The organism is Streptomyces sp. NPDC004610 (assembly GCF_040609715.1).
Classification (GTDB): domain Bacteria; phylum Actinomycetota; class Actinomycetes; order Streptomycetales; family Streptomycetaceae; genus Streptomyces.
The window spans coordinates 139,421-164,150 of sequence record NZ_JBEXLA010000017.1 but is presented as its reverse complement, the minus strand read 5'-3'; the positions used below and the strand labels follow the sequence as shown (position 1 = coordinate 164,150).

25 protein-coding genes are annotated in these 24,730 nt (G+C 72.8%); 9 read left to right on the top strand and 16 right to left on the bottom strand.

Annotated features, from left to right (window positions below; all coding sequences use genetic code 11):
- Positions 1-167 precede the first annotated feature (167 nt).
- From ABZX40_RS20690 to ABZX40_RS20680, 3 genes are all read left to right on the top strand, one after another.
- Positions 168-947, top strand: a complete 780-nt coding sequence (locus ABZX40_RS20690; protein ID WP_355743049.1) for a response regulator transcription factor — start codon at positions 168-170, stop codon at positions 945-947.
- Between the two features lie 115 nt (positions 948-1,062).
- Positions 1,063-2,298, top strand: a complete 1,236-nt coding sequence (locus tag ABZX40_RS20685) for a cytochrome P450 (RefSeq protein WP_355743051.1) — start codon at positions 1,063-1,065, stop codon at positions 2,296-2,298.
- Positions 2,299-2,324: 26 nt separating this feature from the next.
- Positions 2,325-2,519 carry a ferredoxin gene (locus ABZX40_RS20680; protein WP_355743101.1) on the top strand — a complete coding sequence of 65 codons (195 nt, stop codon included), beginning with the start codon at positions 2,325-2,327 and terminating at the stop codon, positions 2,517-2,519.
- Here the strand turns inward: ABZX40_RS20680 and ABZX40_RS20675 are convergent.
- Positions 2,503-3,777 carry an alpha/beta hydrolase-fold protein gene (locus ABZX40_RS20675; RefSeq protein WP_355743054.1) on the bottom strand — a complete coding sequence of 425 codons (1,275 nt, stop codon included), beginning with the start codon at positions 3,775-3,777 and terminating at the stop codon, positions 2,503-2,505. The two genes, ABZX40_RS20680 and ABZX40_RS20675, sit on opposite strands and share 17 nt — an antisense overlap.
- Positions 3,778-3,924: 147 nt before the next feature.
- Between ABZX40_RS20675 and ABZX40_RS20670 the strand changes: the two genes are divergently transcribed.
- A complete protein-coding gene (locus ABZX40_RS20670) occupies positions 3,925-4,449 on the top strand; it encodes a MarR family transcriptional regulator (RefSeq protein ID WP_355743057.1) in 525 nt (174 codons plus the stop codon).
- Between the two features lie 15 nt (positions 4,450-4,464).
- On the opposite strand, the gene ABZX40_RS20665 is transcribed toward ABZX40_RS20670, so the two are convergent.
- Complete coding sequence (locus tag ABZX40_RS20665) at positions 4,465-5,745, bottom strand: MFS transporter (RefSeq protein ID WP_355743104.1); 1,281 nt, start codon at positions 5,743-5,745, stop codon at positions 4,465-4,467.
- A gap of 132 nt (positions 5,746-5,877) precedes the next feature.
- On the opposite strand from ABZX40_RS20665, the gene ABZX40_RS20660 reads away from it, so the two are divergent.
- Genes ABZX40_RS20660 through ABZX40_RS20650 form a run of 3 tightly spaced genes read left to right on the top strand, consistent with a single transcriptional unit; the run spans position 5,878 to position 8,298 of the window.
- Positions 5,878-6,696, top strand: coding sequence for a helix-turn-helix transcriptional regulator (locus tag ABZX40_RS20660; protein ID WP_355743060.1), 819 nt, complete (start codon positions 5,878-5,880; stop codon positions 6,694-6,696).
- Positions 6,697-6,748: 52 nt separating this feature from the next.
- Positions 6,749-7,216: a peroxiredoxin gene (locus ABZX40_RS20655; RefSeq protein WP_355743062.1), complete on the top strand. Its 468-nt coding sequence runs from the start codon at positions 6,749-6,751 to the stop codon at positions 7,214-7,216.
- A gap of 47 nt (positions 7,217-7,263) precedes the next feature.
- A complete protein-coding gene (locus tag ABZX40_RS20650; protein ID WP_355743065.1) occupies positions 7,264-8,298 on the top strand; it encodes a prolyl oligopeptidase family serine peptidase in 1,035 nt (344 codons plus the stop codon).
- Between the two features lie 29 nt (positions 8,299-8,327).
- Here ABZX40_RS20650 and ABZX40_RS20645 read toward each other — a convergent pair whose 3' ends face one another.
- Entirely contained in the window at positions 8,328-9,158 is an 831-nt protein-coding gene (locus tag ABZX40_RS20645) for an aldo/keto reductase (protein WP_355743068.1), read from the bottom strand.
- Between the two features lie 172 nt (positions 9,159-9,330).
- On the opposite strand from ABZX40_RS20645, the gene ABZX40_RS20640 reads away from it, so the two are divergent.
- Complete coding sequence (locus ABZX40_RS20640) at positions 9,331-10,281, top strand: TauD/TfdA family dioxygenase (RefSeq protein ID WP_355743071.1); 951 nt, start codon at positions 9,331-9,333, stop codon at positions 10,279-10,281.
- A 7-nt stretch (positions 10,282-10,288) separates the two neighbouring features.
- Here ABZX40_RS20640 and ABZX40_RS20635 read toward each other — a convergent pair whose 3' ends face one another.
- The 5 genes from ABZX40_RS20635 to ABZX40_RS20615 all read right to left on the bottom strand — a co-directional run bounded on the left by ABZX40_RS20635 (position 10,289) and on the right by ABZX40_RS20615 (position 15,334).
- Entirely contained in the window at positions 10,289-11,332 is a 1,044-nt protein-coding gene (locus ABZX40_RS20635; RefSeq protein ID WP_355743074.1) for an LLM class flavin-dependent oxidoreductase, read from the bottom strand.
- 82 nt (positions 11,333-11,414) lie between these two features.
- Positions 11,415-12,275: an MHYT domain-containing protein gene (locus ABZX40_RS20630; protein ID WP_355743077.1), complete on the bottom strand. Its 861-nt coding sequence runs from the start codon at positions 12,273-12,275 to the stop codon at positions 11,415-11,417.
- A gap of 150 nt (positions 12,276-12,425) precedes the next feature.
- A complete protein-coding gene (locus ABZX40_RS20625; protein ID WP_356008929.1) occupies positions 12,426-13,637 on the bottom strand; it encodes a glycoside hydrolase family 64 protein in 1,212 nt (403 codons plus the stop codon).
- Between the two features lie 225 nt (positions 13,638-13,862).
- Positions 13,863-14,618, bottom strand: coding sequence for a dienelactone hydrolase family protein (locus ABZX40_RS20620; RefSeq protein WP_355733906.1), 756 nt, complete (start codon positions 14,616-14,618; stop codon positions 13,863-13,865).
- Between the two features lie 95 nt (positions 14,619-14,713).
- On the bottom strand, positions 14,714-15,334 hold the full coding sequence (locus tag ABZX40_RS20615; protein ID WP_355733904.1) for an L-threonylcarbamoyladenylate synthase: 621 nt from the start codon (positions 15,332-15,334) through the stop codon (positions 14,714-14,716).
- Between the two features lie 175 nt (positions 15,335-15,509).
- Between ABZX40_RS20615 and ABZX40_RS20610 the strand changes: the two genes are divergently transcribed.
- Positions 15,510-17,180, top strand: coding sequence for a helix-turn-helix domain-containing protein (locus ABZX40_RS20610; RefSeq protein WP_355733902.1), 1,671 nt, complete (start codon positions 15,510-15,512; stop codon positions 17,178-17,180).
- A gap of 212 nt (positions 17,181-17,392) precedes the next feature.
- On the opposite strand, the gene ABZX40_RS20605 is transcribed toward ABZX40_RS20610, so the two are convergent.
- The 8 genes from ABZX40_RS20605 to ABZX40_RS20570 all read right to left on the bottom strand — a co-directional run bounded on the left by ABZX40_RS20605 (position 17,393) and on the right by ABZX40_RS20570 (position 24,701).
- Positions 17,393-18,622 carry a cytochrome P450 gene (locus ABZX40_RS20605; RefSeq protein ID WP_355733900.1) on the bottom strand — a complete coding sequence of 410 codons (1,230 nt, stop codon included), beginning with the start codon at positions 18,620-18,622 and terminating at the stop codon, positions 17,393-17,395.
- An 8-nt stretch (positions 18,623-18,630) separates the two neighbouring features.
- Positions 18,631-19,863, bottom strand: a complete 1,233-nt coding sequence (locus ABZX40_RS20600; protein ID WP_355733897.1) for a cytochrome P450 — start codon at positions 19,861-19,863, stop codon at positions 18,631-18,633.
- On the bottom strand, positions 19,860-20,483 hold the full coding sequence (locus ABZX40_RS20595; protein ID WP_355733895.1) for an ATP/GTP-binding protein: 624 nt from the start codon (positions 20,481-20,483) through the stop codon (positions 19,860-19,862). The genes ABZX40_RS20600 and ABZX40_RS20595 overlap by 4 nt, the downstream gene beginning before the upstream one ends.
- On the bottom strand, positions 20,458-20,817 hold the full coding sequence (locus tag ABZX40_RS20590; protein WP_355733893.1) for a DUF742 domain-containing protein: 360 nt from the start codon (positions 20,815-20,817) through the stop codon (positions 20,458-20,460). Before ABZX40_RS20590 ends, ABZX40_RS20595 begins: the two co-directional genes overlap by 26 nt.
- The gene (locus ABZX40_RS20585; RefSeq protein WP_355733891.1) at positions 20,814-21,236 is read right to left on the bottom strand and encodes a roadblock/LC7 domain-containing protein; all 423 of its coding nucleotides are present in this window, start codon (positions 21,234-21,236) and stop codon (positions 20,814-20,816) included. The genes ABZX40_RS20590 and ABZX40_RS20585 overlap by 4 nt, the downstream gene beginning before the upstream one ends.
- The gene (locus ABZX40_RS20580) at positions 21,233-22,678 is read right to left on the bottom strand and encodes an ATP-binding protein (protein WP_355733888.1); all 1,446 of its coding nucleotides are present in this window, start codon (positions 22,676-22,678) and stop codon (positions 21,233-21,235) included. Before ABZX40_RS20580 ends, ABZX40_RS20585 begins: the two co-directional genes overlap by 4 nt.
- A 324-nt stretch (positions 22,679-23,002) precedes the next feature.
- Positions 23,003-23,593 carry a TetR/AcrR family transcriptional regulator C-terminal domain-containing protein gene (locus ABZX40_RS20575; RefSeq protein WP_355733885.1) on the bottom strand — a complete coding sequence of 197 codons (591 nt, stop codon included), beginning with the start codon at positions 23,591-23,593 and terminating at the stop codon, positions 23,003-23,005.
- A 67-nt stretch (positions 23,594-23,660) separates the two neighbouring features.
- Positions 23,661-24,701 carry an NAD(P)-dependent alcohol dehydrogenase gene (locus tag ABZX40_RS20570; protein ID WP_355733882.1) on the bottom strand — a complete coding sequence of 347 codons (1,041 nt, stop codon included), beginning with the start codon at positions 24,699-24,701 and terminating at the stop codon, positions 23,661-23,663.
- Between the last annotated feature and the right edge of the window lie 29 nt (positions 24,702-24,730).

Below are 24,730 nucleotides of genomic sequence, written 5' to 3'. Positions count from 1 at the left end.
GGGGTGTCACGCGCGGCCCGCGCGGGTTTCGCCCGAACGGCTGTGCAGTCGGCCCCGTCGGCCCCGTCCGTCCGCCACGGCCCCGATCTTGGCCTGTCACTTACTTGAGCGGGCCCGGCCCGCGTGGATTACTGGATCCAGGCAGGCAGCGAGATTGGGTGATCCGCATGTACCCCGACAGGTCGGCAGCTCCCCTTCCTCCGGCGGTGGGCCGGGCGGCGGACCCCGCGGGACCGGCCGGCCTCGCGCGCGGGGCGGGACAGCGGCTCCTGGTCGTGGCGCCCGAGCCGCAGCTCGCCGAACTCCTCACCACCACCCTCGGGCTGGCGGGCTACCGGGTGAGCGCGGCGGCCTCCGGTCTGGAGGCGCTGGACCGGGTCCGGGACCAGTCGTTCGACCTGGCCGTGGTCGATTTCCCGCTGCCCGACTCCGAGGAGCTCACCCGCCGGGTCCGCACGGCCCCCGGACCGCGCCCACCCGTGCTGCTGCTGACCCCCTACGACTCGCTGGGCGGGCTGCTCGCCGCGCCGGGCCACGGCTGGCGCGACTACGTCACCAAGCCGTTCCGGGTCGCCGAGGTGCTCGCCCGGATCCAGGTCCTGCTGCGCGGCACCGGCGCGAGCCGCCCCGGCGACGTGCTGCGCTACGCCGATCTGCTGCTGGACGACACCCTGTGCCGGGTCAGCCGGGGCACCCGCGTCCTCGACCTCACCCCCGCCGAGTACCGGCTGCTGCGGCATCTCCTCGTCCACACCCACCAGGTGCTGTCCAAGGAGCAGATCGGCCGCTGCGTCTGGGGCGACTACCGAGGGGACAACGCCATCGAGCAACTGGTCTCCCGGCTGCGCCGCAAGGTCGACCGGGACCCCCCGGCGCTGATCCACACCCGGCGGGGCTTCGGCTACTGGCTGGGCGGGGCGGAGCTGGGGGCCGGTTCCGCGCACTGAACCCGGCCCATGTGATGCCCGTCACGTCAGACTTCTGTCAGGTGACTGACCGGAAGGTGTCAGTCCGCCCTGTTTCCCTGAGGTGGCAGACATTCCCCCGCCGACATGGAGAGACATGGCCGACACCCTGACCGGCGACCCCCGTCCCGAATCCTCCCGGGCCCCCGACTACCCGATGCCCCGCGCCGCGGGCTGCCCCTACGACCCGGCGCCGGATCTGACGGACCGGCAGGAGAGCGGACGCCTGCTCCGGGTGCGCCTGTGGGACGGCAGCACCCCCTGGCTGGTGACCCGCCACGCCGACCAGCGCGCCCTGCTGCTAGACCCCCGGGTCAGCGCCGACATCGAGCGCCCCGGCTATCCCTTCCCGGCCCGGCGCCCGAGCCGGCCCGGCAACGGCACCAGCTTCATCCTGATGGACGATCCCGAACACGCCCGGCTGCGCCGGATGGTGACGGCGCCGTTCACCTTGCGCCGGGTCGAGGCCATGCGGCCCGGGGTGCAGCGGATCGTCGACGGGCTGATCGACGCCATGCTGGCGGGCCCCGACCACGCCGATCTGGTCGAGGCGTTCGCGCTGCCGCTGCCCTCGCTGGTGATCTGCGAACTGCTCGGGGTGCCCTACACCGACCATGAGTTCTTCCAGGAGAACAGCCGGAGCCTGCTCCGCGAGTCGGATTCGACGGACGAGCGGATGGCGGCGCTGGACCGGCTCGTCGCGTATCTGGACGACCGGCTCGCCGCCGCGGACCGGGAACCGGGCGAGGATGTGCTCTCGGAGCTGGCCGAGCGGGTCGCCGCCGGTGAACTCACCCGGATCGAGGCCGCCCGGATGGGCGTCCTGCTGCTGATCGCCGGTCATGAGACCACCGCCAACATGATCGCCCTGGGCACGGCCGCGCTGCTCGACCACCCCGAACAGCTCGCCCTGCTGCGCGACACCGAGGACCCGAAGCTGATCGCGGCGGCGGTGGAGGAACTGCTGCGCTATCTCAGCATCGTGCACAACGGCCGCCGCCGGGCCGTGCTCGCCGACTTCGAGTTCGCCGGGCACACCGTCCGGGCGGGCGAGGGCCTGATCTTCCCCAACGAACTCGCCAACCGCGACCCCGCCGCCTTCCCCGACCCCGACCGGCTGAACCTGGCCCGCGGCAGCCGCCGTCACCTCGCCTTCGGTTTCGGCGTCCACCAGTGCCTGGGCCAGCCGCTGGCCCGGATGGAACTCCAGGTCGCCTACGGCACTCTCTACCGCCGTATCCCGACCCTGCGCCTGGCCACCCCGCGCGCCGGACTCACCTTCAAGAACGACAGCGTGGTCTACGGCGTCCATGAACTCCCGGTCACCTGGTGACCGCCCCGACCCGCGAGGAGCGGACCGTGCGGGTGGAAGTGGACGGCTCCCGGTGTGTGTCCGCGGGCCAGTGCGTCCTGTCGGCCCCGGGCGTCTTCGACCAGCGCGAGGACGACGGCGTCTCCTACGTCCTGGACGCCACCCCGCCCGAGGCGGTCCACGACGACGTCCGCGAGGCGGAGAACCTGTGCCCGGCGGCGGCCATCACGGTCGTGGAGTGACCCCCGCGGCGCCCTGCGCCCCGCTCTCGCCCAGCAGCCGTACCAGCCCCTGCACCAGCGCCACCCGCCAGCACGCGTAGTCGTGGCCGCCGTTGAACTCGGAGCGGGTGACATGGTTCCCGGCGGTGCGCAGGGACGCGTACAGGGCGCGGGTGTGGGGGAGCGAGGGACCCTCCTGGAGACCGACGTCCAGCTGGACGCGGACCGGGAGCGGGGGGACGGCGGTGGTGCGGGGTTCCGGGGAGGGGGTGGCGGACTGGGCCAGCACGGTGCCGAAGCGGGCGGGGTGGCGCAGGGCGGCGTACAGCGCGGTGCTCGCGCCGAGGCGCTGACCGGCCACGACCGTGCGGGCCGGGTCGGGGGTCAGGGGCCAGCGGCGGGCGGCCCAGGGGAGCAGCTCGGTGGCCAGGAAGGTCACGAAGGCGTCCCGGTCGGCGAGTTCCCGGCGCCGGGTGGGCCGGTCGACCGCGTCCGGCGCCAGCACGGCCAGCGGGGGCAGCGCACCGGCCGCGATCAGGGCGTCCAGCGTGTGCGCCAGCCCGAGCCGCCCGAACCACATGTCGCCGTCGGTCAGCACCACCACTGGCAACGGCGGCGCCCCGGCCAGAGCCCCGCCGACCGGGAGGTACACCCAGGTGTCCCGGGCCCCGCCCAGCGGCACCGACGGCACCGGATGGCGCACGGCCCGGCCCGCGTCCGGGGCGGTGCGGTCCGGGATCCCGGGCGGCAGCGCCGGGGCCCCGGGCAGGGCGAAGACCGAGCTGTCGGCGCGCTGCCAGCGCCGGGGGATCGTACGGGGGTTGAGCGGGTCGGCCGCCGCGTGCACCGACAACGACCGCAGCCGCAGCTGGAGTTCCTCCGGGTCGGTCGGCGGCTCCTTGGTCGAGATGTCCGCCGCCAGCCGGTACGAGCCCCGGTGGTCGGCCCGCAGCCGCAGCCCCAGCTGCCAGACGTCCGTGCCGGGCACATGCTCCAGCAGGGCCCCGGCGAGTTGCTCGCCGTCGACCAGCGGGCCGCCGCACAGCAGCACCTGACGGGTGGCCCGGTGACCTCGCCACAGGAAGGTCACCACCCGTTCGTCCGGCGCGTCCGGTGCCGCCTCGACCAGTGGGGTGCCGAGCCGCTGCACCTCGCTCCAGAACTCCGCCGTGAGCGCCGCCCGGCCGGGGTCGTCGGTCACGGCGAGCCGGGCCACCAGCCGCGCCACCCGGGGGCCGGTCGTCCGCACCGGGCGGGGCGGGGTCGTCAGAACGGGCATCGCTCCTCTTCTCACTCGCGAGAAAAACGCCAAGTAAGTGAGGTAAGCCTAACCTAATTATCATTCGATCGGCATGGTTACCCGATCAGCGCGGTCATCCGATCGACGATTTACTTGCGTTACGCAACGATATGGTAAAGTCGATACATGCCCTCGACGCTGCCCACCACTCCCGCCTCCCCGGAGGTGACCGAGATCGAGCGCGCGCTCTCCCGGATCACCTACCTCAGCTCGCGCGCCCGGCAGCACGACAAGCTGATGGCCCTGGCCGGAGTCCCCCTGGACCGCGCCGCGACGGCCGTGCTGCGCCGGATGGCCGACGGCGAGCCGCCCCGCCCCGGCGAACTGGCCGCCCGCCTCGGCGTCGAGGCGTCCCATGTCACCCGCACGGTCCAGCAGTTGGAGCGCGCCGGTTATGTCACCCGGGTCCCCGACCCCGACGACCGCCGTGCCCAGCGCATCGAGCTGACCGAGCCCGGCCGCGAGGCCATCACCCGGATCCGCGAGGCCGGCGCCCGCGGCATGCAGCTGGCCCTCGCCGACTGGGAACCCGAGGAACTCCGCCGCCTCGCCACGCTCTTCCACCGCATGGTCGACGACTTCCTCGCCCATATGACGGACGAGGAGGAGGGCGAAGACCGGGGGGACAGGGGGGACCCCGCCCCGCACTGACCGCACGTCAGGCCGTTACGCCCCGTGCTCCTTCGTCCCGGCGTCCGGGCCGAGATGTGTCCCGGGCTTCTTCGCCCCGGCGTCAGGACCGACACTTGTCCCGGGCTCCTTCGCCCCGGCATCCGGGCCGATATACGCCCCAGGCTCCTTCGCCCCGGCGTCCGGGCCGACACGTGTCCCGGGCGCGTCAGAGCCGGAGCGTGCCCCCGGCTCCCGCAACCCCCGCACCAGCAGCCACGCCACCGCCGGCAGCGCCACCAGCGGGACCAGCGCCGTCCGCAGGGTCGTGGCGTCCGCGAGCGCGCCCAGCGCCGGGGCCGCCAGCCCGCCCGCACTGACCGCGAGCCCCAGGGTGACCCCGCTCGCGGTGCCCATGTGCCGGGGCAGACAGTCCTGGCCCAGCGTGATGTGCAGCGCGAACGGCACATAGAGCCCCGCCGACACCAGCGCCACGAAGACGAACACCGCGGGCCCCGGCACCAGCAGCAGCCCCGCCACCGCCACCACCGTCACCGCGTACGAGTGCCGCAGCACCGCCATCCGCCCGTACCGGTCGGCGAGCCTGCCGCCCACCACCGTCCCCATCGCCCCGCCCGCGTACAGCACGAACAGCGCCGCCGTCCCGGCCGCCGCACCCCCGCCGACCCTCTCCCGCACATACAGCGAGATGAAGGCGCTCAGCCCCACGAACACGATCGACCGGCAGACGATCGCCCCCGACAGCCGCAGAAACGCCGGCCAGTCGTCCCGCCCGCTCACCTCGCCCGCCGCCACCGCCACCGCCGGGGCCCGCCGGGTCACCAGATACAGGACGGTCCCCAGCAGCGCCGGGACCACCAGCAGCGGGGTCGCCCGGAGCGAGCCCGTCGCCACCACCGCCCACACCAGCAGCGGGGCCAGCGCGAACCCGACATTGCCGCCCAGCGAGAACCACCCCATCGCCGTCTGGCTGCCCCCCGACACCGCCCGCGCGGCCCGCGCCGCCTCCGGGTGATAGGCCGCCACCCCGATCCCGGAGACCGCCACCGCCACCAGCGTCGCCGCGTACGCGTCCCCCACCCCGCTCAGCGCCACCCCCGCCCCGGACACGAACACACTCACCGGCAGCAGCCACGGCATCGGCCGCCGGTCCGTCAGCACCCCGAACAGCGGCTGCACCAGCGACGACAGCAGCGAGGCGGCGAGCACGATCCCCGAGGCCGCCGCATAGGAGTAGGCGCGCTCGGCGACGAAGTACGGCACCAGCGCCGCCACCGCCCCCTGGTAGATGTCGACACAGGCATGGGCGACGGACATCAGGGCGATCGGCCGCCGCCGGGCGGAACCCCGGGACCGCGCACCGGCCACCGGGGTCGTCGTGGATTTCATCGGCATGGGGCGATCGTCCCGCCGGGCACCGCTGTCGGGCTTTCATTAAACTGCCGGATTGTGTCGAACATCCGCCATGACCCGAGGGCCCCCACCAGGGCCCAGATCCTGACGGCCGGCGCCCGTATCGACGCCCACCGCCACGACGAGCACCAGATCGTCTACGCCGGCTCCGGGGTGCTGGCCGTCACCACCGCGCACGGCACCTGGTTCGCGCCCGGCACCCGCGCCCTGTGGGTGCCCGCCGGGGCCGTCCACGCCCACCGCGCCCACGGCCACCTCGCCCTGCACACCGTCGGCCTGCCCGCCGACGACAACCCGCTCGGCCTCGCCACCCCCACCGTCCTGGTGGTGAGCCCCCTGCTGCGCGAGCTGATCCTCGCCTACACCCACGACCCCGAGGACACCGGACCCGAACGCACCCGGCTCCTCGCCGTCCTGCGCGACCAACTGCGCGCCTCACCGCAGCAGCCGCTGCGGCTGCCCACCGCCACCGACCCCCGGCTGGCCGCCGTCTGCGCCCTGGTGCACGAGGATCCCGCCGACCCCCGCACCCTGGCCGCCCTGGGCGCGGCCACCGGCACCGGCGAACGCACCCTGAGCAGGCTCTTCCGCACCGAGTTCGGGATGAGCTACCCCCAGTGGCGCACCCAGTCCCGGCTGTACCACGCCCTGCGGATGCTGGCCGAGGGCCTGCCCGTCACCACCGTCGCCCACCGCTGCGGCTGGTCCACCGCCAGCGCCTTCATCGATGTCTTCCGCCGCTCCTTCGGCCACACCCCCGGCGCCCATCAGCGCCACGGCCGCCCCACCCCCGGGAACGGACCCACGACCACGACCCCGGGTCCCGGCCCGGACACCGCGGTTACCCTCGCGTAGTATCCGCCGCGGATCCCCCTCACAGCCCCCGTACCGCGTTTCGGAGGAAGCCATGGCAGGACGAGTGGATGTCGGTGACCGGGTCGAGGACTTCGAGCTGCGGGACGAGACCGGCACCGCCCGGCGGCTGACCGCACTGCTCGCCGACGGCCCGGTCGTCCTGTTCTTCTACCCCGCCGCGCTCAGCCCCGGCTGCACCGCCGAGGCCTGCCACTTCCGGGATCTGGCCGCCGAGTTCACCGAGGCGGGCGCCCGTGCCGTCGGCGTCAGCGGCGATGCGGTCGACAAGCAGCAGCAGTTCGCCGACAAGCACGGCCTCGGGATGCCCCTGCTCTCCGACCCGGACGGCACGGTCCGCGCCCTCTTCGGTGTCAAGCGCGGAATCGCCCTCGTCCCGACCAAGCGGGCCACCTTCGTCATCGACCGGGACCGGACCGTCCTCGCGGTCGTCCGCAGCGAACTGCGCATGAACAGCCACGCCGACCAGGCCCTCGCCGCCCTGCGCGCCCGGCGGGCTTGATATATCAACGCTGGTTCCCGGCGCGGCCCTTGGGGATACTGGGCCGTATGCGGTTGCTGAGCAAAGCCTGCCTGGCCGTCACCCTCGTTCTGACGACGGCGGCCGGCTGTACCGACAGCGAGAACGACGCGGCCCCCTCCCCGTCGCCCTCCTCACCCCCCACCTCCTCCGGTACGCCCACGAGCGCGCCACCGAGCGCGAGTCCGAGCACGGAGCCACCCAACCCGGTCTCCATCCCGGCCCTCATCGCCCGTGAGCACACCGGCACCGATCTGCGCCTCGGCGACGTCCGCAGCAGAACCGACGCCTACACCCAGTACGCGGTCACCTACCGGGCCAACGGGCTGACCATCTCCGGGATCATGAACATCCCTACCGGCGACGGTCCCTTCCCGGCGCTCGTCCTCGCCCACGGCTATATCGACCCGGATGTGTACACCACCGGCCGGGGCCTCGCCCGGGAGCAGGACCTGCTCGCCCGCAACGGCTACATCGTGCTGCACACCGACTACCGCAACCACGCCGGTTCCGACGACGACCCCGACAACGAACGCAGTCTGCGCCTCGGCTACACCGAGGACGTCATCGGCGCGGCCCTCGCGATGCGCGGCTCCGGCCGCCCCGAGATCGACGGCGACCGCATCGGACTGCTCGGCCGCTCCCTGGGCGGCGGGGTCGTCTACAACACGCTGGCGGTGGCGCCGGGCGTGTTCGACGCGGCGGTGGCGTTCGCGCCGGTCAGCGCCCGCCCCGAGGAGAACATCGACTTCTACCAGGAGGGCCAGCCCGTCGTCGCGGAGATCGAGGAGGAGAACGGCACCCCCGAGGAGAACCCCGAGTTCTGGCGCGAGGCCAGCCCCCTCACCTATGTCGACCGGGTCACCGAGCCCCTCCTCGTCCACCACGGCACCGAGGACGTCAACGCCCTCATCGAATGGTCCCGGGAGGCCGTCTCGGTGTTCGAGGAGGCCGGCAAGGACGTGGAGCTGCTGACCTACGAGGGCGAGGCGCACACCTTCTACTCCCAGTGGCCCGACTCGATGGAGGCCACCATGGACTTCTTCGAGGAGCACCTCGCCTGACCCGGGTCCATGACGGCGGGGTGCCCGGGTCAGAACTCCTCCTGGAGGTCCGGGTCCCCGCCCAGCCGCCGGTGGGCCCGGTCGGCGACCGCCCGCAGCTCCCCGGCGTCCAGCGCGAAGCCGAACACGTCCAGGTTCTGCCGCTGCCGCCCGGCGTCGGCCGACTTGGGGATCGGGACCAGCCCCAGCTGCACCTGCCAGCGCAGCACGATCTGGCCCGGGGTGACCCCGTACTTCCCGGCCAGGGCCGTGATCGCCGGGTCCGCCAGCAGATCGGAACCCCGGCCCAGCGGGCTCCAGCTCTCGATCAGGATGCCCTTGGCGGCATGGTGGGCGCGCAGCGCGTCCTGCGGGAACAGCGGATGCAGCTCGACCTGGTTCACGGCGGGCAGCACGCCCGTCTCCCGCTCCAGCCGGTCGAGGTGCGCGGGGGTGAAGTTGGAGACGCCGATCGAGCGGACCAGCCCCTCCTCCCGCAGCTTGATCATGGCCCGCCAGGACTCCACGTACCGGTCCACCCGGGGCAGCGGCCAGTGGATCAGATACAGCCCGATCCGCTCCACCCCGAGCCGGGCGCGGGACTCCGCGAAGGAGGCGAGGGTCTCCTCGTAGCCGTGCTGCCGCCCGGGGACCTTGGTCGTCACCACGATGTCGGCGGCCGGGACCGGGGTACGGGCCAGGGCGCGGCCCACCCCGGTCTCGTTGCGGTAGTTCACCGCGGTGTCGATCAGCCGGTAGCCGAGGTCCAGCGCGGTGAGGACGGCCTCCTCGGCCTCCGCGTCGTTCATCGGCCAGGTGCCCAGGCCCAGCGCGGGCAGCCGGGTGCCGTCATTGAGGGGGTGTTCGGGGATGCTGACCACGGGATGACCTTCCCTTGACGCGTCTGGTCCCCCCAGCCTCAAGGACACCGGGCGGCGCGAACAACCGGAGCGCCGCGATCGGCCGGGGGCCCTGTCGCCCGCCGCCACCCCGGCTGCCACGATCTCCCCAGGGGCCCAGGGAAGCGACGATGACGACCGATGGAGTGCAGGCATGACGACCAAGCAGGGCGGGGGCATCGAGGTGCGGCCGGTCGCCGGGTACATCGGCGCCGAGATCACCGGTGTCGATCTGGCGGACGGGCTGGACGAGGCGCAGGTCGCGGCGGTGCGGGCGGCGGTGCTGCGCTGGAAGGTGGTGTTCTTCCGGGGGCAGCGGCTGGACCACGAGGGGCATGTGCGGTTCGCCCGGCGGTTCGGGGAGCCGGTGGTGCTGCGTAGGCGCGGCTCGGCCTCACCCGCCGGGCACCCCGAGATCGAGACCACCGCCGACCGGCTGGAACTGGGCGGCCGGTACGGCATGGAGCACGACGAATGGCTGCGGCGCCGCCGCCACATCCCGCTGCGCGGCTGGCACTGCGACCACGGCGCCCGGATCGACCCGCCGGCCGCGACGATCCTGCGCGCCGAGACCGTACCGCCCTACGGCGGTGACACCACCTGGTCCAATCTGGCCGCCGCCTACGCCGGACTGTCCGCCCCGGTCCGCGCGTTCGCCGACGGGCTGCGCGCCGAGCACCGGCTCGGCGTCGGCTACCAGTCCCGACCCGGCGACGACGCCTATGTCCGCCATCTCCTGGACCACCAGATCGCCACCGTCCACCCCCTGGTCCGGGTCCATCCGGAGACCGGCGAGCGGGTGCTGTTCGTCAACGGCTACTACGTCGAGCACCTCACGGACGTCTCCCGCGCCGAGAGCCGGCTGCTGCTGGAACTGCTCCTCGAACAGGCCACCCGCCCCGAGTACACCGTCCGCTTCCGCTGGGAGCCCGGCAGTGTGGCGTTCTGGGACAACCGGGCCACCATCCATCTCGCCCCCTCCGACAACGCCCACCTCGGCCAGCCCCGGACCATGCACCGGGTGATGCTCGCCGGGGACGTCCCGGTCGGTGTCGACGGCAGGCCGTCCGAGGCCCTGGTGGGCAGCGAACCCGGCCGCTGGTGAGCCCCCGTCAGCTCGCGGACCACCCCAGCGCGGGCCCCAGCCGCGTCGCGAGATCGGTGAGGATCTGCACATAGTCCTCGGGCGCGAAGTCGAACGGCAGCGCGAACGCCACCTCGTCGACCTCCCGGAACGCGGGGTGCGCGTGCAGCCGCTCGGCCAGCTCCTGCGAGGTGCCGACGAGGTCGGGGGCGAACAGCAGCCGCGCCGGTCCCTGCGGGCTCCTGGTCCGGGGGGTGCGCCGGGCCGCGTACTCCGCGTACCGGGCGCGCTGGGCGGGGGTCGCGGAGTCGGTGGGGATCACCACCAGGCCCTGCGAGACCCGGGCGGCCTCACCGGCGGGGTGCGCGGCGCGGAAGGCGCGGATCTGGGCGCGCTGGATCTCGCCGAAGTCCCAGGTCCCGGGGGCCCGCTCCGGGTCATCCGGGCCCTCGGCCTTGACGACGCTGCTGGTCAGGAAGTTCATGGTGTGCTCGCCGGCCCAGCGGGCGGAGGACAGGCTGCCGCCGCCGTACCAGAGCCGGGCGCCCAGTCCGGGGGAGTGCGGCTGGACGCGGTCCGAGAAGACCTCGAACCCCTCGATGCCGCTGAAGTCGCTCGCCCGCTCGCCCCGCACCAGGTCCAGCAGCCGCCGGACCCGCCCGTAGCCGAAGTCCTCGGCGTCGGCGGTGTCCGGGTAGAGGGCGTCCTTGACGCGGTCGAAGTGCGTCGGCGGCCCCACGCTCACCCCGGGGTTGAGCCGGCCGCCGGACAGGATGTCGACGGTGGCCAGGTCCTCGGCGAGCCGCAGCGGGTTCTCCCAGCCCAGCGGGATCACCGCGGTGCCGAGTTCGATCCGGTGGGTGCGCTGCGAGGCGGCGGCCAGGACGGCGACGGGGGAGGAGATGCCGTACTGGAGGTGGCGGTGCCGCACCCAGGCGCTGTCGAAGCCGAGCTGTTCGCCCAGCTCGATGATCTCCAGGGTCGTTTCGTGTCCGCGGCGCGGATCCGCCCCGTCGAACAACCCGATGGTCAGAAAGCCCAGTCTGCGCAGCGGGCGGGGGGTGGGCGGCACGGGTTCCTCCATCCGGCGGGGGTGGACAGCTGTCCGCTGGACGTCAACCGTGCGCGCGCCGGCGCTGTTCCCGGTTCCGCACTCACCAGGGCCGCGGGCCGGGCGGCTCCCCGAACATGCCGGCCGCAGGCTCCGGGGCCGTCGCCTCGGGGACCGCGGCGGTCGCCGGCTCGCGCCGGGCGGTGCCGGAGGACCGGTTCCACTCGCCGTCGCCCAGCACCAGCAGCGGATCGAACATCACCACGACCCCGGCCAGCAGCAGGAACACCACCGGGCCCATCAGCATCGGCAGCGCCAGCGACGAGGCCGAGGCACCGCTCCAGGAGGTGGCGAGGGTGCCGTGCACCTCGACGCTCACCGCGGCCATGCCGGTGTAGTGCATCCCGGAGACGGCGACACCCATCACCAGGCTGGCGCCGAGGCTGGCCAGGAACCCGCGGATGGTGACGGCCGCCCAGAGCGCGGCGGTCGCGGCGACGATCGCGATCACCAGGGACAGGCCCACCGTGACGACGTCGTAGTGGACCTGGCCGTTCATGTGCAGGGCGGCCATGCCCAGGTAGTGCATCGCGGCGACGCCCAGCCCGGTGATGACACCGGCGACCAGCAGGGTGCCCCGCCGCGCGCCGCGCTTCCCGACCAGGAACACCCCGATGCCGACCACGACCACCGCGACCAGCAGGCTGAGCAGGGTCAGACCGGTGTCGTAGCGGATCCAGGTCTCCTGGACCTGGAAGCCCATCATCGCGATGAAGTGCATCGTCCAGATGCCGCACCCGATCGACGCGGCCCCCAGCGCGAGCCACCCCGGACGCCACTTCCGCTCGTCCACCAGCGACCGCACGGTGCAGCGCAGTCCGAGCGCTCCGCCCAGACATGCCATGAGATACGCCGCTATCGGGGTGATCGCCCCATAGCGGAATCCATCGACTGTGCCTTCCATCGGCCCACTCCCCACAGATGTAAATGTTGTGTGGATTATCCATGGGAGAGGTGGGGTATGTGTGATTCGGGCGTGTGCTCACTCGGTTAACTTTGTCCGCACGGCCCGCCGGCAGATGCTCCCGGGGGCCGTACGGCGGCCGGGGGACGGTCAGTTGAACGGATCCAGCGTCAGCCGGGCCTGCTGCGGATTCCCGTCGTGCACCAGCGACTCATGCGCCCCGACATCGTCGAAGGCGAACGCGTACGCCTTGCCGTCGGCCATCCGCTCATGGATGACCCGGGCGTAGTGGTTGGTCACCCCGTCCCGGTAGAAGTTCGCCGACGAGGCGTCCGGCTGGTTCGGGTTGACCAGCAGCGTCGAGCGGTTGAAGCCCGCGCACAGGGTCCGGGAGATCGGGCCGCGCACCTGGTCGTTGGGGGCGTCCAGCAGTTTGTGGCAGCCGAAGACACTGTCGGCGTCGGGCTTGCGGAAGCTGGTCACCGTCGCCCCCGCGCTGTTGGTGAAGTTCATGACCTCGCCCGAGACCCGGCCGAAGTACTTGACGTCCGGCCGGTCCCCGAACGGCGTCACCGTCAGGGTCGTGGTGGCGTACCGCTGCCAGACGCGGTTGATGTAGTCGTCCAGCACCGTCCGGGACAGCCCGCCCGTCTCCATGCCGTACAGCGGGGCCAGCGCGCGCAGCACCGTGCCGTCCGGGCGGGTCTGCACCAGCCCCGACCAGCCGGGCTGGGCCCGCAGCGCCGCGAACACGCCGTTGTAGCCGCCCGCCTTGAGCTTCCCGGTGCTGGCCACCCCGCCGTCGGCCCGCTGCACGCCGACCGAGTAGGGCGCGGAGAACATGTCGACCTGGGTGCTGTTCAGCCAGATACCGGCGTCGTTGAGGGTGTACTCGGACCAGTTGAAGAGGATGTTGCGGTTGGGGTCGCTGGGGTTCTGCACGGCGGGCTGCACCAGTCCGCCGGTGGTCAGCCGGAAGTCGAGCTTCTGGCCGTAGGAGAAGTAGATCCGGCCGGACAGTTTGGGGATCCGGATCGTCTTGGACTGTCCGGCCGCCGGTCCCGGGATCGACGCGTCCGGCGCCGGGGTGGGCGGATTGCCGCCCGCCGGCCAGGCGTGGAAGGTGCCGGACGCGTCGGCCCAGCCCTGCCGGCCGTCGGGGGCGGTGCCGAGGACATAGACATGGACCGCGTCGGCGCGGCCCGAGTTGTTGGTGAGCGACAGCGGGATCGTGGCGGGAACGGCGGCCCGGCCGGGCGCGGCGGTCCGCGCTCCGGCCGGTCCGCCGAGCGAGACCAGCGTGGCGACCAGCGCGGTCGCCGCCGCGGCGGCCAGGATCCTGTGCCTGTTGACGGTGGGCACTCTCCACCTCCGTGCGGGTGTGGGGGATGCGGGTGGGGGGATTCGAGCGGGGGGATTGGTCCGGACCGGACATTGGTCCGGACCGGACCTGAGAGCGCTCTCAGACTCCCGCTGCGACGCGAGCATGTCAATGCAGTGCGGGGAAGGAGGTTTCCTCGGGCCCGCGTCGGACGTGGGCGGGCCCGGTTCCGGGGCGTGCTACGGATTCCGTCTGGAGAAGTCCGTCTACAGATTCCGCCCGAACAGAGCGAGCGTCGCGGCCCAGTGCCGTGCGTCGGCCGCCGCGTCGTACACCGAGGTGTCCTGCTGGGTGAACCCGTGATGGGCGCCCGTGTACACCTCGCAGGTGTGCCGTACGCCCGCCGCCGTCAGCGCGTTCTCCAGCCGCTCGATGGCCTCCGGCGGGTTGGACCGGTCGCCGTCGGCGTGTCCGAAGTGCAGCTCGGCGGTGATCCGGTCGGCCAGCAGATGCGGGCTGTCCGGGTCCGGCGACGCCAGGTTCCCGCCGTGGAAACCGGCCGCCGCCGCCACCCGGTCCGGATAGGTGCCCGCCGTGAACAGGGCCAACCGGGCGCCCAGACAGTAACCGACCACCCCCACCGGCCCGTCCATGACCGCCGGGTCCTCGGCGAGCCGGCCCAGACAGGCGTCCGTGTCCCGCATCGCCCGCTCCGGCGTCAGCGCCTCGATCATCGGCATGACCTGCTGGAACAGCTCCGGCCTGGCCCCCAGATCGATGAACTCCGGCAGCTCCACGACCGGCGCGGGCCCCTGACGGTAGAACACATTGGGCAACAGGACCGTGTACCCGGCCGCCGCCAGCCGGTCCGCCTTGGCGGTGAGCCCCGGCCGCAGCCCGAACCCGTCCATGAACATCAGTGCCCCCGGATACGGACCGCCGTCCGCCGGCCGGACCAGATAGGCGTCGGCGATACCGTCCGCGGTGGGGATGTCGACGAGGGCGCTGTGTACGGCGGTCATGGGGGGTGCCTCCTGTGCGATCGGCCGACGGCGGCGACGCCGGTCATCGTGTCATGGCAGATGCACCCGGGCGCGGCGAGACGGCCTTCGCCGTGTCACTCGAAGCGTGAGGTGTCGCCCGCGCCCCGGCGGACGATCTCCGCCTCGCCGTCCGAGAAGTCGATCACCGTGGTCGGCTCGGTGCCGCAGTCACCGGAGTCCACCACCCCGTCCAGCACATGGTCGAGCCGGTCCTTGATCTCCCAGCCCTGGGTCAGCGGCTCCTCCTCGTCGGGCAGCAGCAGCGTGCTCGACAGCAGCGGCTCGCCCAGCGCGTGCAGCAGCGCCTGGGTCACCACATGGTCTGGGATACGCACCCCGACGGTCTTCTTCTTGGGGTGCTGGAGCATCCGCGGCACCTCCTTGGTGGCCGGGAGGATGAAGGTGTAGCTGCCGGGCGTGGACGCCTTGATCGCGCGGAAGACGTCGTTGTCCACCCGGACGAACTGACCGAGCTGCGCGAAGTCCTGGCACACCAGGGTGAAGTGGTGCCGGTCGTCCAGATGCCGGATGGAACGGATCCGGTCGATGCCGTCCCGGCTGCCGATCCGGCACCCGAGCGCGTAGCAGGAGTCCGTCGGGTACGCGATCAACGCGTCCGCGCGGATGCTGTCGGCGATCTGGCCGATGGTCCGCGGCTGGGGGTTGTCGGGGTGCACGTCGTAGTACTTCGCCATTGGCCGAGCTTATGCGGTACCGGGGAGCCGGACGGTACGGGCCGTGCCGGTACCCCCGCGACGCCGCTCCGGCACGGCACTGCCGTGGTCCGCACCACAGCACCCGTCCCGGAGCCGTGAGGTACCGTCCCTGGGCAGGACCGGGCCGACACCAGGGACGAGGAGTGGGATATTCATGGCCGGCCAGGAGGACGGCGGCGTCACCGACGGCGACAGAGGCGACCACGACAGAGGCGACGGCAGATTCAGCCACAGCGGAGACAGCCGCGGCTGGGACAGCCACAGCGGGGACGACCGCGGCAGAGTCAGCCACAGCCGGGACGACCGCGGCGGAGACAGCAACAGCCAGGACGGCCGCCGCACGGACAGCCGCGACGGGGACCGCCGCGCCGTGGACTGGGCCGGGGAACTCCTCGACCAGCTGCGGCCCTCCGGCCGTGACCCCGGGCGGGTCGCCGCCTGGCTCGCGGACGCGGTGGACGGCACGGTCTGCGTCCAGGACGCCTCCGGCACCCTGCTCGCGGGCCGCCGTATCCCGCTCGAACCCGGTCTGACCAGGGCGATCGTCGACGGCCGGATCGCCTCGGCCGCCCTGGAGGACGCCGGACGCCATCTGCGGCTGGTCCACGTCGACCTGCCCCCGCCCCTCGGCGGCGGGGTGCTGGCCGTCGCCCGGACCGCCCCCTTCGACCGGCGTGCCTCCGAGGTCGTCACCCACACCGCGTCCGTCCTGGAACTGCTGCTCCGGGCCAGGGAGTCGACCGTCGCCGGACGCCGGCTCCAGCGCGCCGCCGCCGATCTGCGGCTCGCCATCCTTCAGCTGCTGATGGTGCAGGACATCGTCGCCGCCCGCCGTGTCGCCGCCGGTCTGTGGCCCGGCCTCCTCGACACCGACTCGGCCTTCGTCTATGTCGCCGAGAGCACCCCCGAGGAACGCGACCGGCTCGCCGAGGCCTGTCTGGACGCCACCGGCGAACGGGCCCTGGTGGTGCGCTGCCCCGCCGTCGACGAGCATGTGATCGTCGTCCTCCCCGGCGACGACGAGGTCCGCGAACTGCGCGCCCTGGTCGGCTCCCGGCCCGGCACCTTCCTCGGCGGCAGCGTCCGCCAGGACCTCGCCCGCACCGCCACCGCCTACAGCCAGGCCGTCAGCGCCCTGGCCGTCGCCCGCTTCCGCCCCGAACAGGCCGCGGTGTACGCCGAGCGCTCCCACCCCGAACGCCTGATGGACCCGGCCGCCCTGCACGCCTGGTCCACCCGGGTCCTCAGACCGCTGGACACCCTGCCCCACCACACCCGCGCCGAACTCCTCGCCACCACCCGGCTGGGCCTGGAGTTCACCGCCGTCAGCGCCGCGAAGGTGCTCGGCGTCAGCCGCAACACCGTCCGCGCCCGGATGGACCGGGTCGAACAACTCCTAGGCACGGACTTCTCCGACCTGTCCGTACGGGCCGCCGTCCATCTCGCGCTGAACACCCACGAAGGGCAGCGCGAGGGACATCCGCGGACCCCGGCGCCCGACCCCCGGCCCGACCGCCCGGAGCTGGGCGAACTGCTCGCCGGTCCCGCGCTGCGCTCCTGGTCCCGGGATCTGCTGGCCCGGCTCGACTCCGACGGCCGTGATCTGCGCCGCACGGTCCGCACCTGGCTCGCCGCCGGGGCCAACGCCGAGCGCGCCGCCCAGCTCCTCGGGGTGCACGCCCAGACCGTCCGCGAACGCGTCCGGGGCGCCGAACCCGTACTGGAGCGGCAACTGCTGGCCTCGGGCAGTGATCTGTACGAGGTGGTGCTGTCGCATCTGGCGCTCGGGGAGCTGACCCCGCCGGATCTCGACCAGGCGATCTGAGCCCCGGTGACAACCCGGGTAGCTGCAAACTAAAACAAACCGGACTCACCTGTGCACGGTTGAGTGTTCCGGCCCGTCGATCGGGCATCGACACGGTTCACAATCAGCCGGTTGTCGACGTAAGTTCAACGAGCCGTGGGCGCAACGACCGGCACGGGGGACCGGTCGGGCGCCCACGGCCCGTATACGGCGGCCTCGCGGCGGCCCGGGTCTCAGCCGTGCAGCCGGACCGGTACTTCCTGCCAGCCGAACGCTATGAACGACGGCACCTGCCGCAGCTCCCCGGCCTCCACCGCCAGCCGCATCCCCGGGAACCGCTCGAACAGCGCCGGCAGCGCGGTGAGCGCCTCCAGCCGGGCCAGCGGCGCCCCGATGCAGCGGTGCACGCCGATCCCGAACGACAGATGGTCCTCCGCCCCGCGCCCCGCGTCGAACACCCCCGCGTCCGCCCCGTAGTGCGCCGGGTCCAGTCCCGCGGCGGCGTAGGTGGTGATGATCGCGTCCCCGGCGGGCACGGTCACGTCCCCGACCTCCAGGTCCTCCACCGCGAACCGCAGCGGCAGCGAGGCGATCGACGGATGCACCCGCAGCGTCTCGTCGATCACCGCGTCCCAGCCCGTCCCGCCCGACCGCACCGCCGCGAGCTGCGCCGGATCCCGCAGCAGCGCCACCACCGCGTTGCCGATCAGATTCACCGTGGTCTCGAAGCCCGCCCCTATGACCAGCAGCAGGGTGTAGAGCAGTTCCTCGTCGCTGAGCCGGTCGCCGTCCTCGTCATGGACCCGGATCAGCTCGCTGGTGAGGTCGTCGCCGGGGTGCTCGGTGCGGTACCCGATCAGCGCGGGCAGCACCTCACCGATCCGCCGCTGCACGAACGCCGCGTGCTCCGGGCTCGGATCGGAGGTGTCCATGATCGCGGCGATCAGCGTCCCGGTCGCGTCCCACAGCTCGTCCGGGACCCCGAACAGCTCGCAGATCAGCCGCATCGGCAGCGGATGCGCCAGCCCCGCCCGCACATCCACCGTCCCCCCGCCCTCCGCCGCCCGCGCCTCCAGCGCGTCCAGCAGCTCCGCGGTGATCGCCTCCACCCGGGGCCGCAGCGTCTCCGTCCGGCGCAGGGTGAAACTCGGGGCGATCAGCTTGCGCAGCCGCGCGTGGTCCGCGCCGTACGTCGAGAGCATGTTGACCACGCCGACCCAGCCGAGCACCCACCCCCACGACGGGTGCTCACCGACCTCGGGCCACAGCTTCCAGTGCAGCCGAGGGTCCCGGCTGACCCGCGGGTCGAGGATCAGCTCCTTGAGGACGTCGTGGCCGGTGGGCGCCCAGGCGGGGATGCCGCCGGGCAGATTCACCGGCACGATCGGGCCGCGCGCCCGCAGCCGGGCGCTCTCGGCGGCTATGTCGGCGCCGAACGGGTCGAGGTCGATGCGATCGGTCACGGAGACGGCTACCCTCCGGGCTGGTCGGGCGAGCGGGGGCTGAAGCGGACGGGCAGCGTGGTGAGCGAGCGGACGAACGGGCCGGGACGCCAGGTCAGCCGCTCGCGGGGCAGAACCGGCCGGAGATCGGGCAGCCACTGGGTGAGCCGCTCGATCGCCTCGGTGGTGATCAGCAGGGCGTGCTGCTTGACCGGGCAGGCGTGCGGCCCGGCCGACCAGGACATGTGCGAGGCGTCCCGGGGCCGGCCGTCCTTGAGATCCGTCTGCTCGGCGAAGTGCGCCATCGCCCCGTACGAGACGACGACCGGCACCGAGGCGCGGATCCAGGTGCCGTGGAAGGTGAGCGCCTTGCGGGCGTAGTGGATGCCGTAGTTGGCGAGCGGCGTCTCATGGTGCAGCACCTCCACCACCGCCTCCATCACCGGCAGGGCGCCATTGGTGAGCGTCGAGTAGTAGAGCGGGTTGCCGAGGATCCGCGACAGGGCGTTGGAGATCAGGTTGGTGGTCGGCTCGTGCCCGGCGCTCAGGGTGAGGAACACCTGGTGGGTGACCTCCTCCGGCGTCAGCCCCGCCGGATGGTCCAGCAGCGCGCTCGGCATGTCCTTACCGCGCCGCTGCACCTTCCCGGCGATCAGCTCCAGCACATACCCGCCGAACTCCTGCTCGCCCTCGGTCGCCTGCGCACCACCCTCCATCATCTTGCCGAGCGCTCCGTTGAGCCGGTCGCTCTGGCTCTCCGGCAGCCCGAACAGGCTGTTGAAGACCAGCGCCATCAGCGGCCGGGCGAAGTCACCCACCAGATCGGCCTCACCGCGCGGCCCGAACCGGCTCACCAGCACCCGCACCGCCCGGTGCACCCGGTCCCGCAGATCGTGCGGCTCCATCAGATCGAACGAGTCGATCAGCGCCGTCCGGTAGCGGACATGCTCGGCGCCGTCCGCGAACAGGGTGTTGGGCCGCCAGCGCATCATGCCGAGCACCGGCGAGTCGTCGGCGACCGTCGACTCCCACGGCCTCGGATCGTGCGAGAACGTCTCCGTGTCGTGCAGCAGATCCAGCGCCGCCCGCCGCCCCGTCACCACATACGCCGGCACCCCCGGCGCCAGCTCCGCCCAGCCCACCGCACCCTGCTTGGCCAGCGCGGCGTAGTAGCGGTACGGGTCGAGGGCGAAGCCGTCCTCCCACAGCCGGACCGGCGCGGACCGGGAGAAGGCGTCCTGGGCGGGGGGATAGGTGGTCACCGGTGCTCCGCTGGATTGCTGTCGATGAGGTGCTGGACCAGGGAGAGCAGCGCGTCGACCGAGGAGTTCTGGTCGCGGGCGTCGCAGATCACCATCGGCGTGTCGATCTCCAGATCCAGCGCCTCGCGCAACTGGTCCCCGGAGTAGTGCCGGGGCGCGTCCGGGAAGGAGTTGAAGGCCACCGCGTACGGCAGTCCGCTCTCCTCCACCAGACCCAGCACATCGAACGAGGCGTCGATCCGGCGGCTGTCCACCAGGACCAGCGCGCCCAGCGCTCCATAGGCGATGTCGTCCCACAGCGAGCGGAACCGCTCCTGGCCCGGGGTGCCGAACAGATAGAGGACGATGCCGCCCGCCAGACTGATCCGCCCGAAATCGATGGCGACCGTCGTCGTCGACTTCTCCCGCACCCCGTCGAGATCGTCGACCTGTGCGGACGCCTCGGTGAGCTGCTCCTCGGTGTGCAGCGGGCGGATCTCCGAGACGGAGTCGATCAGGGTCGTCTTGCCCACCCCGAACGGGCCGGTGACCAGGATCTTGACCAGGTCGCGTGCGGTGTCCGGGAGATGGATGCCGCCGTTGTGGGCGGTGTCGCTAGTGCTTGAGGGCGCGGAGGCCATCGGCCACTCTCTTCAGCAGATCGGGGGCGAACCGTTCGGCGGGCGGGATCGGCGCACGGGCCAGGACCAGGCCCCGGTCGACCAGACAGGCGGCCAGCACCCGTACGGCGGAGACCGGCAGCCGCAGCAGGGCCGCCGCCTCCACCACGGTGAGTGAGCCCTCGTCCAGTACGTCCAGCAGGGCGAGTTGGGCGGCGGGCAGATCCTCGGGAAGATCCGCTCCGCTGCCCGTGAGCACGGACAGCCGCTCCAGATGCGGGCGGCTGGGCCGCGCCACACCTCCCGTCGACAGATACGCGGGAACCAGGGGACGGCCGCCGGGGCGGCCCGTCATGCCGGAGTGCCGCCGTCGGTCCCTCGGGGCGCCGCGGCCATGGCCTTCTCGCCGAGCCGGGCCACCTGCGAGTGGACCCGGTGGGCGAGCAGGTCGAGCCGTACCTCGGCGTCCCCGTAGCCGGCGACGACCGTGCCGTGGTCGGTCGGCACGATCAGCACATAGCCGTGCTCCGACTCGATCACGATCTGCCGTACCTCGGCCCGGTCACGGTCGGCGAAGGCCGCCGCCGCCGTCCGGGCCGCGCCCTGGACGGTACTGATGATGGCGGCCACCCGGTCGGCCGAGGGCCGGGAGAGCGCGTCCGTGTAGCCGGTCACCAGTCCGTCCCGGGTGAGCAGCACGGCCGCCACCACATGCGGCACTTCCAGGATCGGATCCAGCACCCAAGCGGTGTCGCCCGCATCGCGACTGGTCATCGGGGTCCGCCCCCTTCATGGTCGGAATGATCGGTGTCCTGCCCGGCCGATGCGTCGGTGTCATCGGCCGGCTCGCCCTGGGCCGAGGCGCGCGCCGCCGCCGTGCCGGACTGCAGCGCGCCGAGCGCGGCGGCTGCGTCCTCCGGACGGGGCGCGGGCCGTATCGGTGCGGCCGGCGTACGCCGTGGTGAGCCCTGCGGGGGGACGGCGGGCCGGGAGCGGCGCCGGCGCCGGGGCAGTGCGTCCGAGACGGGTCCGCTGTCATGGCCCGGGGCGGACAGGTCCAGGTCATCGCCGTAGCCGTGCGGGGCGCTGTCCGCGGCGGGCGGTTCGGTGTCCCGGATCTCCAGCGGCGGCCGTTCGGTGCCGTTGCGGGTGGAGCGGGGGGCGCTGGCCGCCGGGGGCTTCTGCTCCGGGTCGATCCGGGTCAGCAGATGGCTGTCCACCCGCAGCACGGCCCGGACGCCCCCGTAGGGCGAGGGCGAGGACAGATCGACTCCCAGGTCGAACTGCCGGGTGAGCTGGCCGATCGCGGCCAGTCCCATTCGGGGCGGATCACCGAGGTCGGTGAGGAGGATGGGATCGGTTCCGGCCACCAGCCGCTGGGCGCGGACCCGCTCGTCCTGGGTCATCCCGAGCCCGGCGTCGTCCACGGTGATACAGGCCCCGTGGTGGACGTGCTCCAGATTGACGGTGACCTCGGTGTCGGGCGCGGAGTGCCGCAGCGCGTTGTCGAGCAGTTCCGCCAGGATGATGGCGACCGGCTCCACGGCGTGCGAGACCAGAGCCGTGCCGGCCTCCAGATGGTTGTTCACCCGCACCCGGTGGTAGCCCGCCAGCCGGGACTGCCCGCCCGTGACGGCGTCCACCAGATGGGACTCCTCGCGGGCCAGCCCCACCCACGCCCCGCACACCACCGCCGCCACCTGCGCCCGGCGCAGCGACTGCTCGTTCTCGTGGTCGAGGGCGAAGAGGGTCTGGGTCAGCTCGGGGTCGTCGTAGCGCTGCTGGAGGCCGCGCAGCGCGTCCTGGAGGCGGTACAGCGCGGCCTGGATCTCCCGGGTGGCGCCGCGCATCCCGGCCTGGGCCGCGGCGTCGATCCGGGTGCGCTGGGCCTGGAGCTCGATACGGAGCCCGTTGAGGACGTCCTCCAGGGCGATGCCGAGCGGGGTGCCGGCGGTCTGGGGCCGGGCCGGGCCGGGCACGGCGATATGGGGATGGGTCAGCTGCCGCGCGGCGGACGGCATGCGGTGGTCGGCCAGCTGTTCGAGTTCGGCGATGAACGAGGCCAAGGTGTCGTCGAGCCGTCCCCGTAAGGCGGCGATCTCCGCCCGTTGCCGGGCCTGTCTCTTCCGGGACCGCAGCAGGCCGCCGCCGAGGGCGAAGGCGGACAGGGTGCCGGCGGCGAGGGAGCCGACGGCAAGCTCCGGTAGTTCGATCATCGAGTGCGTTCCAGGGAGGTCGGCGCGAACAACGGGCAGGAGCAGGCCGGGGGTTGGGACGTTCCGCAACCCCTGTCACGTGATGCTCGCAGCACAGTACACATTGTCATCGGCCGGTATGGCCCGTCAGGACGCGACGTCCCCCCGGAATGCCCCCACCGCAGGGCCGGTCCGCGGCAACTGGCGTGCATGGCGGGGAAGTTGAGTGATCGGGTGTGAAGGAGTGACAGCGGCTCACTGACGGGCGCGTTGGCCTGGAACGCACCGGTGGGACGGCTGGGGCGGACCCGGGCCCGCACCGGTGCGGCACCGCTGATGGGGAGGTCAGTCGCCGCGCAGCAGCCTGGTCAGGCCGAACGCGAAGCGGGTGTCGAACGGGTCCTGGGCCATCAGCCGGATCCCGACCTTCGCGAGCGCCGGATAGTCCTCGGCGGGCAGGTCCTCGGCCGGGAAGGGGGTGCCCTCCGGAGGGAAGCTCTGCTCCTCCTGGGTGAGACCGAGCGTGAAGTAGACCAGCGCCCAGCACAGCCGCGCCGCGTCCTCCTCCGAGTAGCCCGCCTCCAGCAGCGCGGCCACCACCACCTCGGCCACCCGCAGGGTGCGGCCGGTCCCGGCGAACGTCCCGGCGACCAGCCGGCCGCCGTCCCGGCGGGCGAGCATCGCCGCCCGGTACCGGCCGATCACCACCCGGACCCGCTCCACCGGATCGGCCGGGAGGCCGTCCGTCGCGACCGTGCCCACCACGGTGTCCGCCATCGTCTCGATCAGGCTCCGCTTGGTCTTCACGTACCAGCTCACCGAATTGAGATGGGCCCCCAGTTCGCGGGCCACCCCCCGGAGCGTCAGCTTGTCGAGCCCCTCCCGCTCCAGAACGGTGAACGCGGCGGCGATGACGTCGTCCTTGGTCCAGCGCATCCGGTCATTTTACAAGTCCGGACACCCCTGGCCCGATCATTTCGATCTTGCGTACGGTACGGAAGGGTCAGCCGTTCGGCACGATCACCGCGCGGCCGTTGATCAGCCCGTGGTGCAGCCGCTCGTACGCCTGGGGCGCCTCGTCCAGCGAGAACGTCTCGGTGTGCACCGACACCGCCCCGGAGCGGGCCAGCGCCAGCACCTCGATCAGTTCGCCGCGGCTGCCCCAGTAGGGCGCCGACACCGACACCTCGAACGCCTGCCGCCCGAAGCCCACCGGCAGCGCGCCGCCGCCGATGCCGATCAGCGTCACATCCGCCTCCACGGCGGCCACCGCGCCCGCCGTGGCGACCGTCGGTCCGGCGCCCACGAAGTCGAACACGGCCTGCGCGCCCAGTCCGCCGGTCAGATCGCGGACCGCGTCCGCCGCCGCGGCGTCCGACAGCACCGTCTCGTGCGCTCCGACCTGCCGCGCCAGCCGCAGCTTGTCCTCGCTGACATCCAGCGCGATCACCCGCGCCGGGGTCAGTACCCGCAGCAACTGGATCGCCACATGCCCCAGTCCGCCGGTGCCGATCACCACCGCCGTCGACCCGGCCGTCAGCTTGGGCAGCGAGCGCTTGATCGCGTGGTACGGCGTCAGGCCCGCGTCGGTCAGCGGCACCGCCGCCACCGGGTCCAGACCGTCCAGCGGCACCAGATGCCGGGCATCGTCCACCAGCAGATATTCGGCCATCGAACCCGGCGCCCCCAGCCCCGGCGGGTGGATGCCCAGCTCGCCGGCGCGCAGACAGTAGTTCTCCTTGCCCTCCGCGCACTTGGCGCAGGTCCCGCAGCCCCAGGGCCCGTACACCGCGACCGCGTCGCCCTCCCGGACGCCGGTCACCCCGGCGCCGGTCGCCGCGACCGTGCCCACCCCCTCATGGCCGAGGGTGAGGGGAAGGGCGTACGGGAACTGGTCGGCGGGCCAGTTCATCACGGCGATGTCGGAGTGGCAGACGCCGGCCGCCGTGACCTTCAGGAGCACCTGGCCGGGGCCGGGCTCGGGGTCGGGGACGGTGACCACCTCGGGGGCGGCGCCGATCGCGCGGTACTGAAGTGCCTTCATGAAAATCTCCTTCCGGGGCTCGTGAGGCC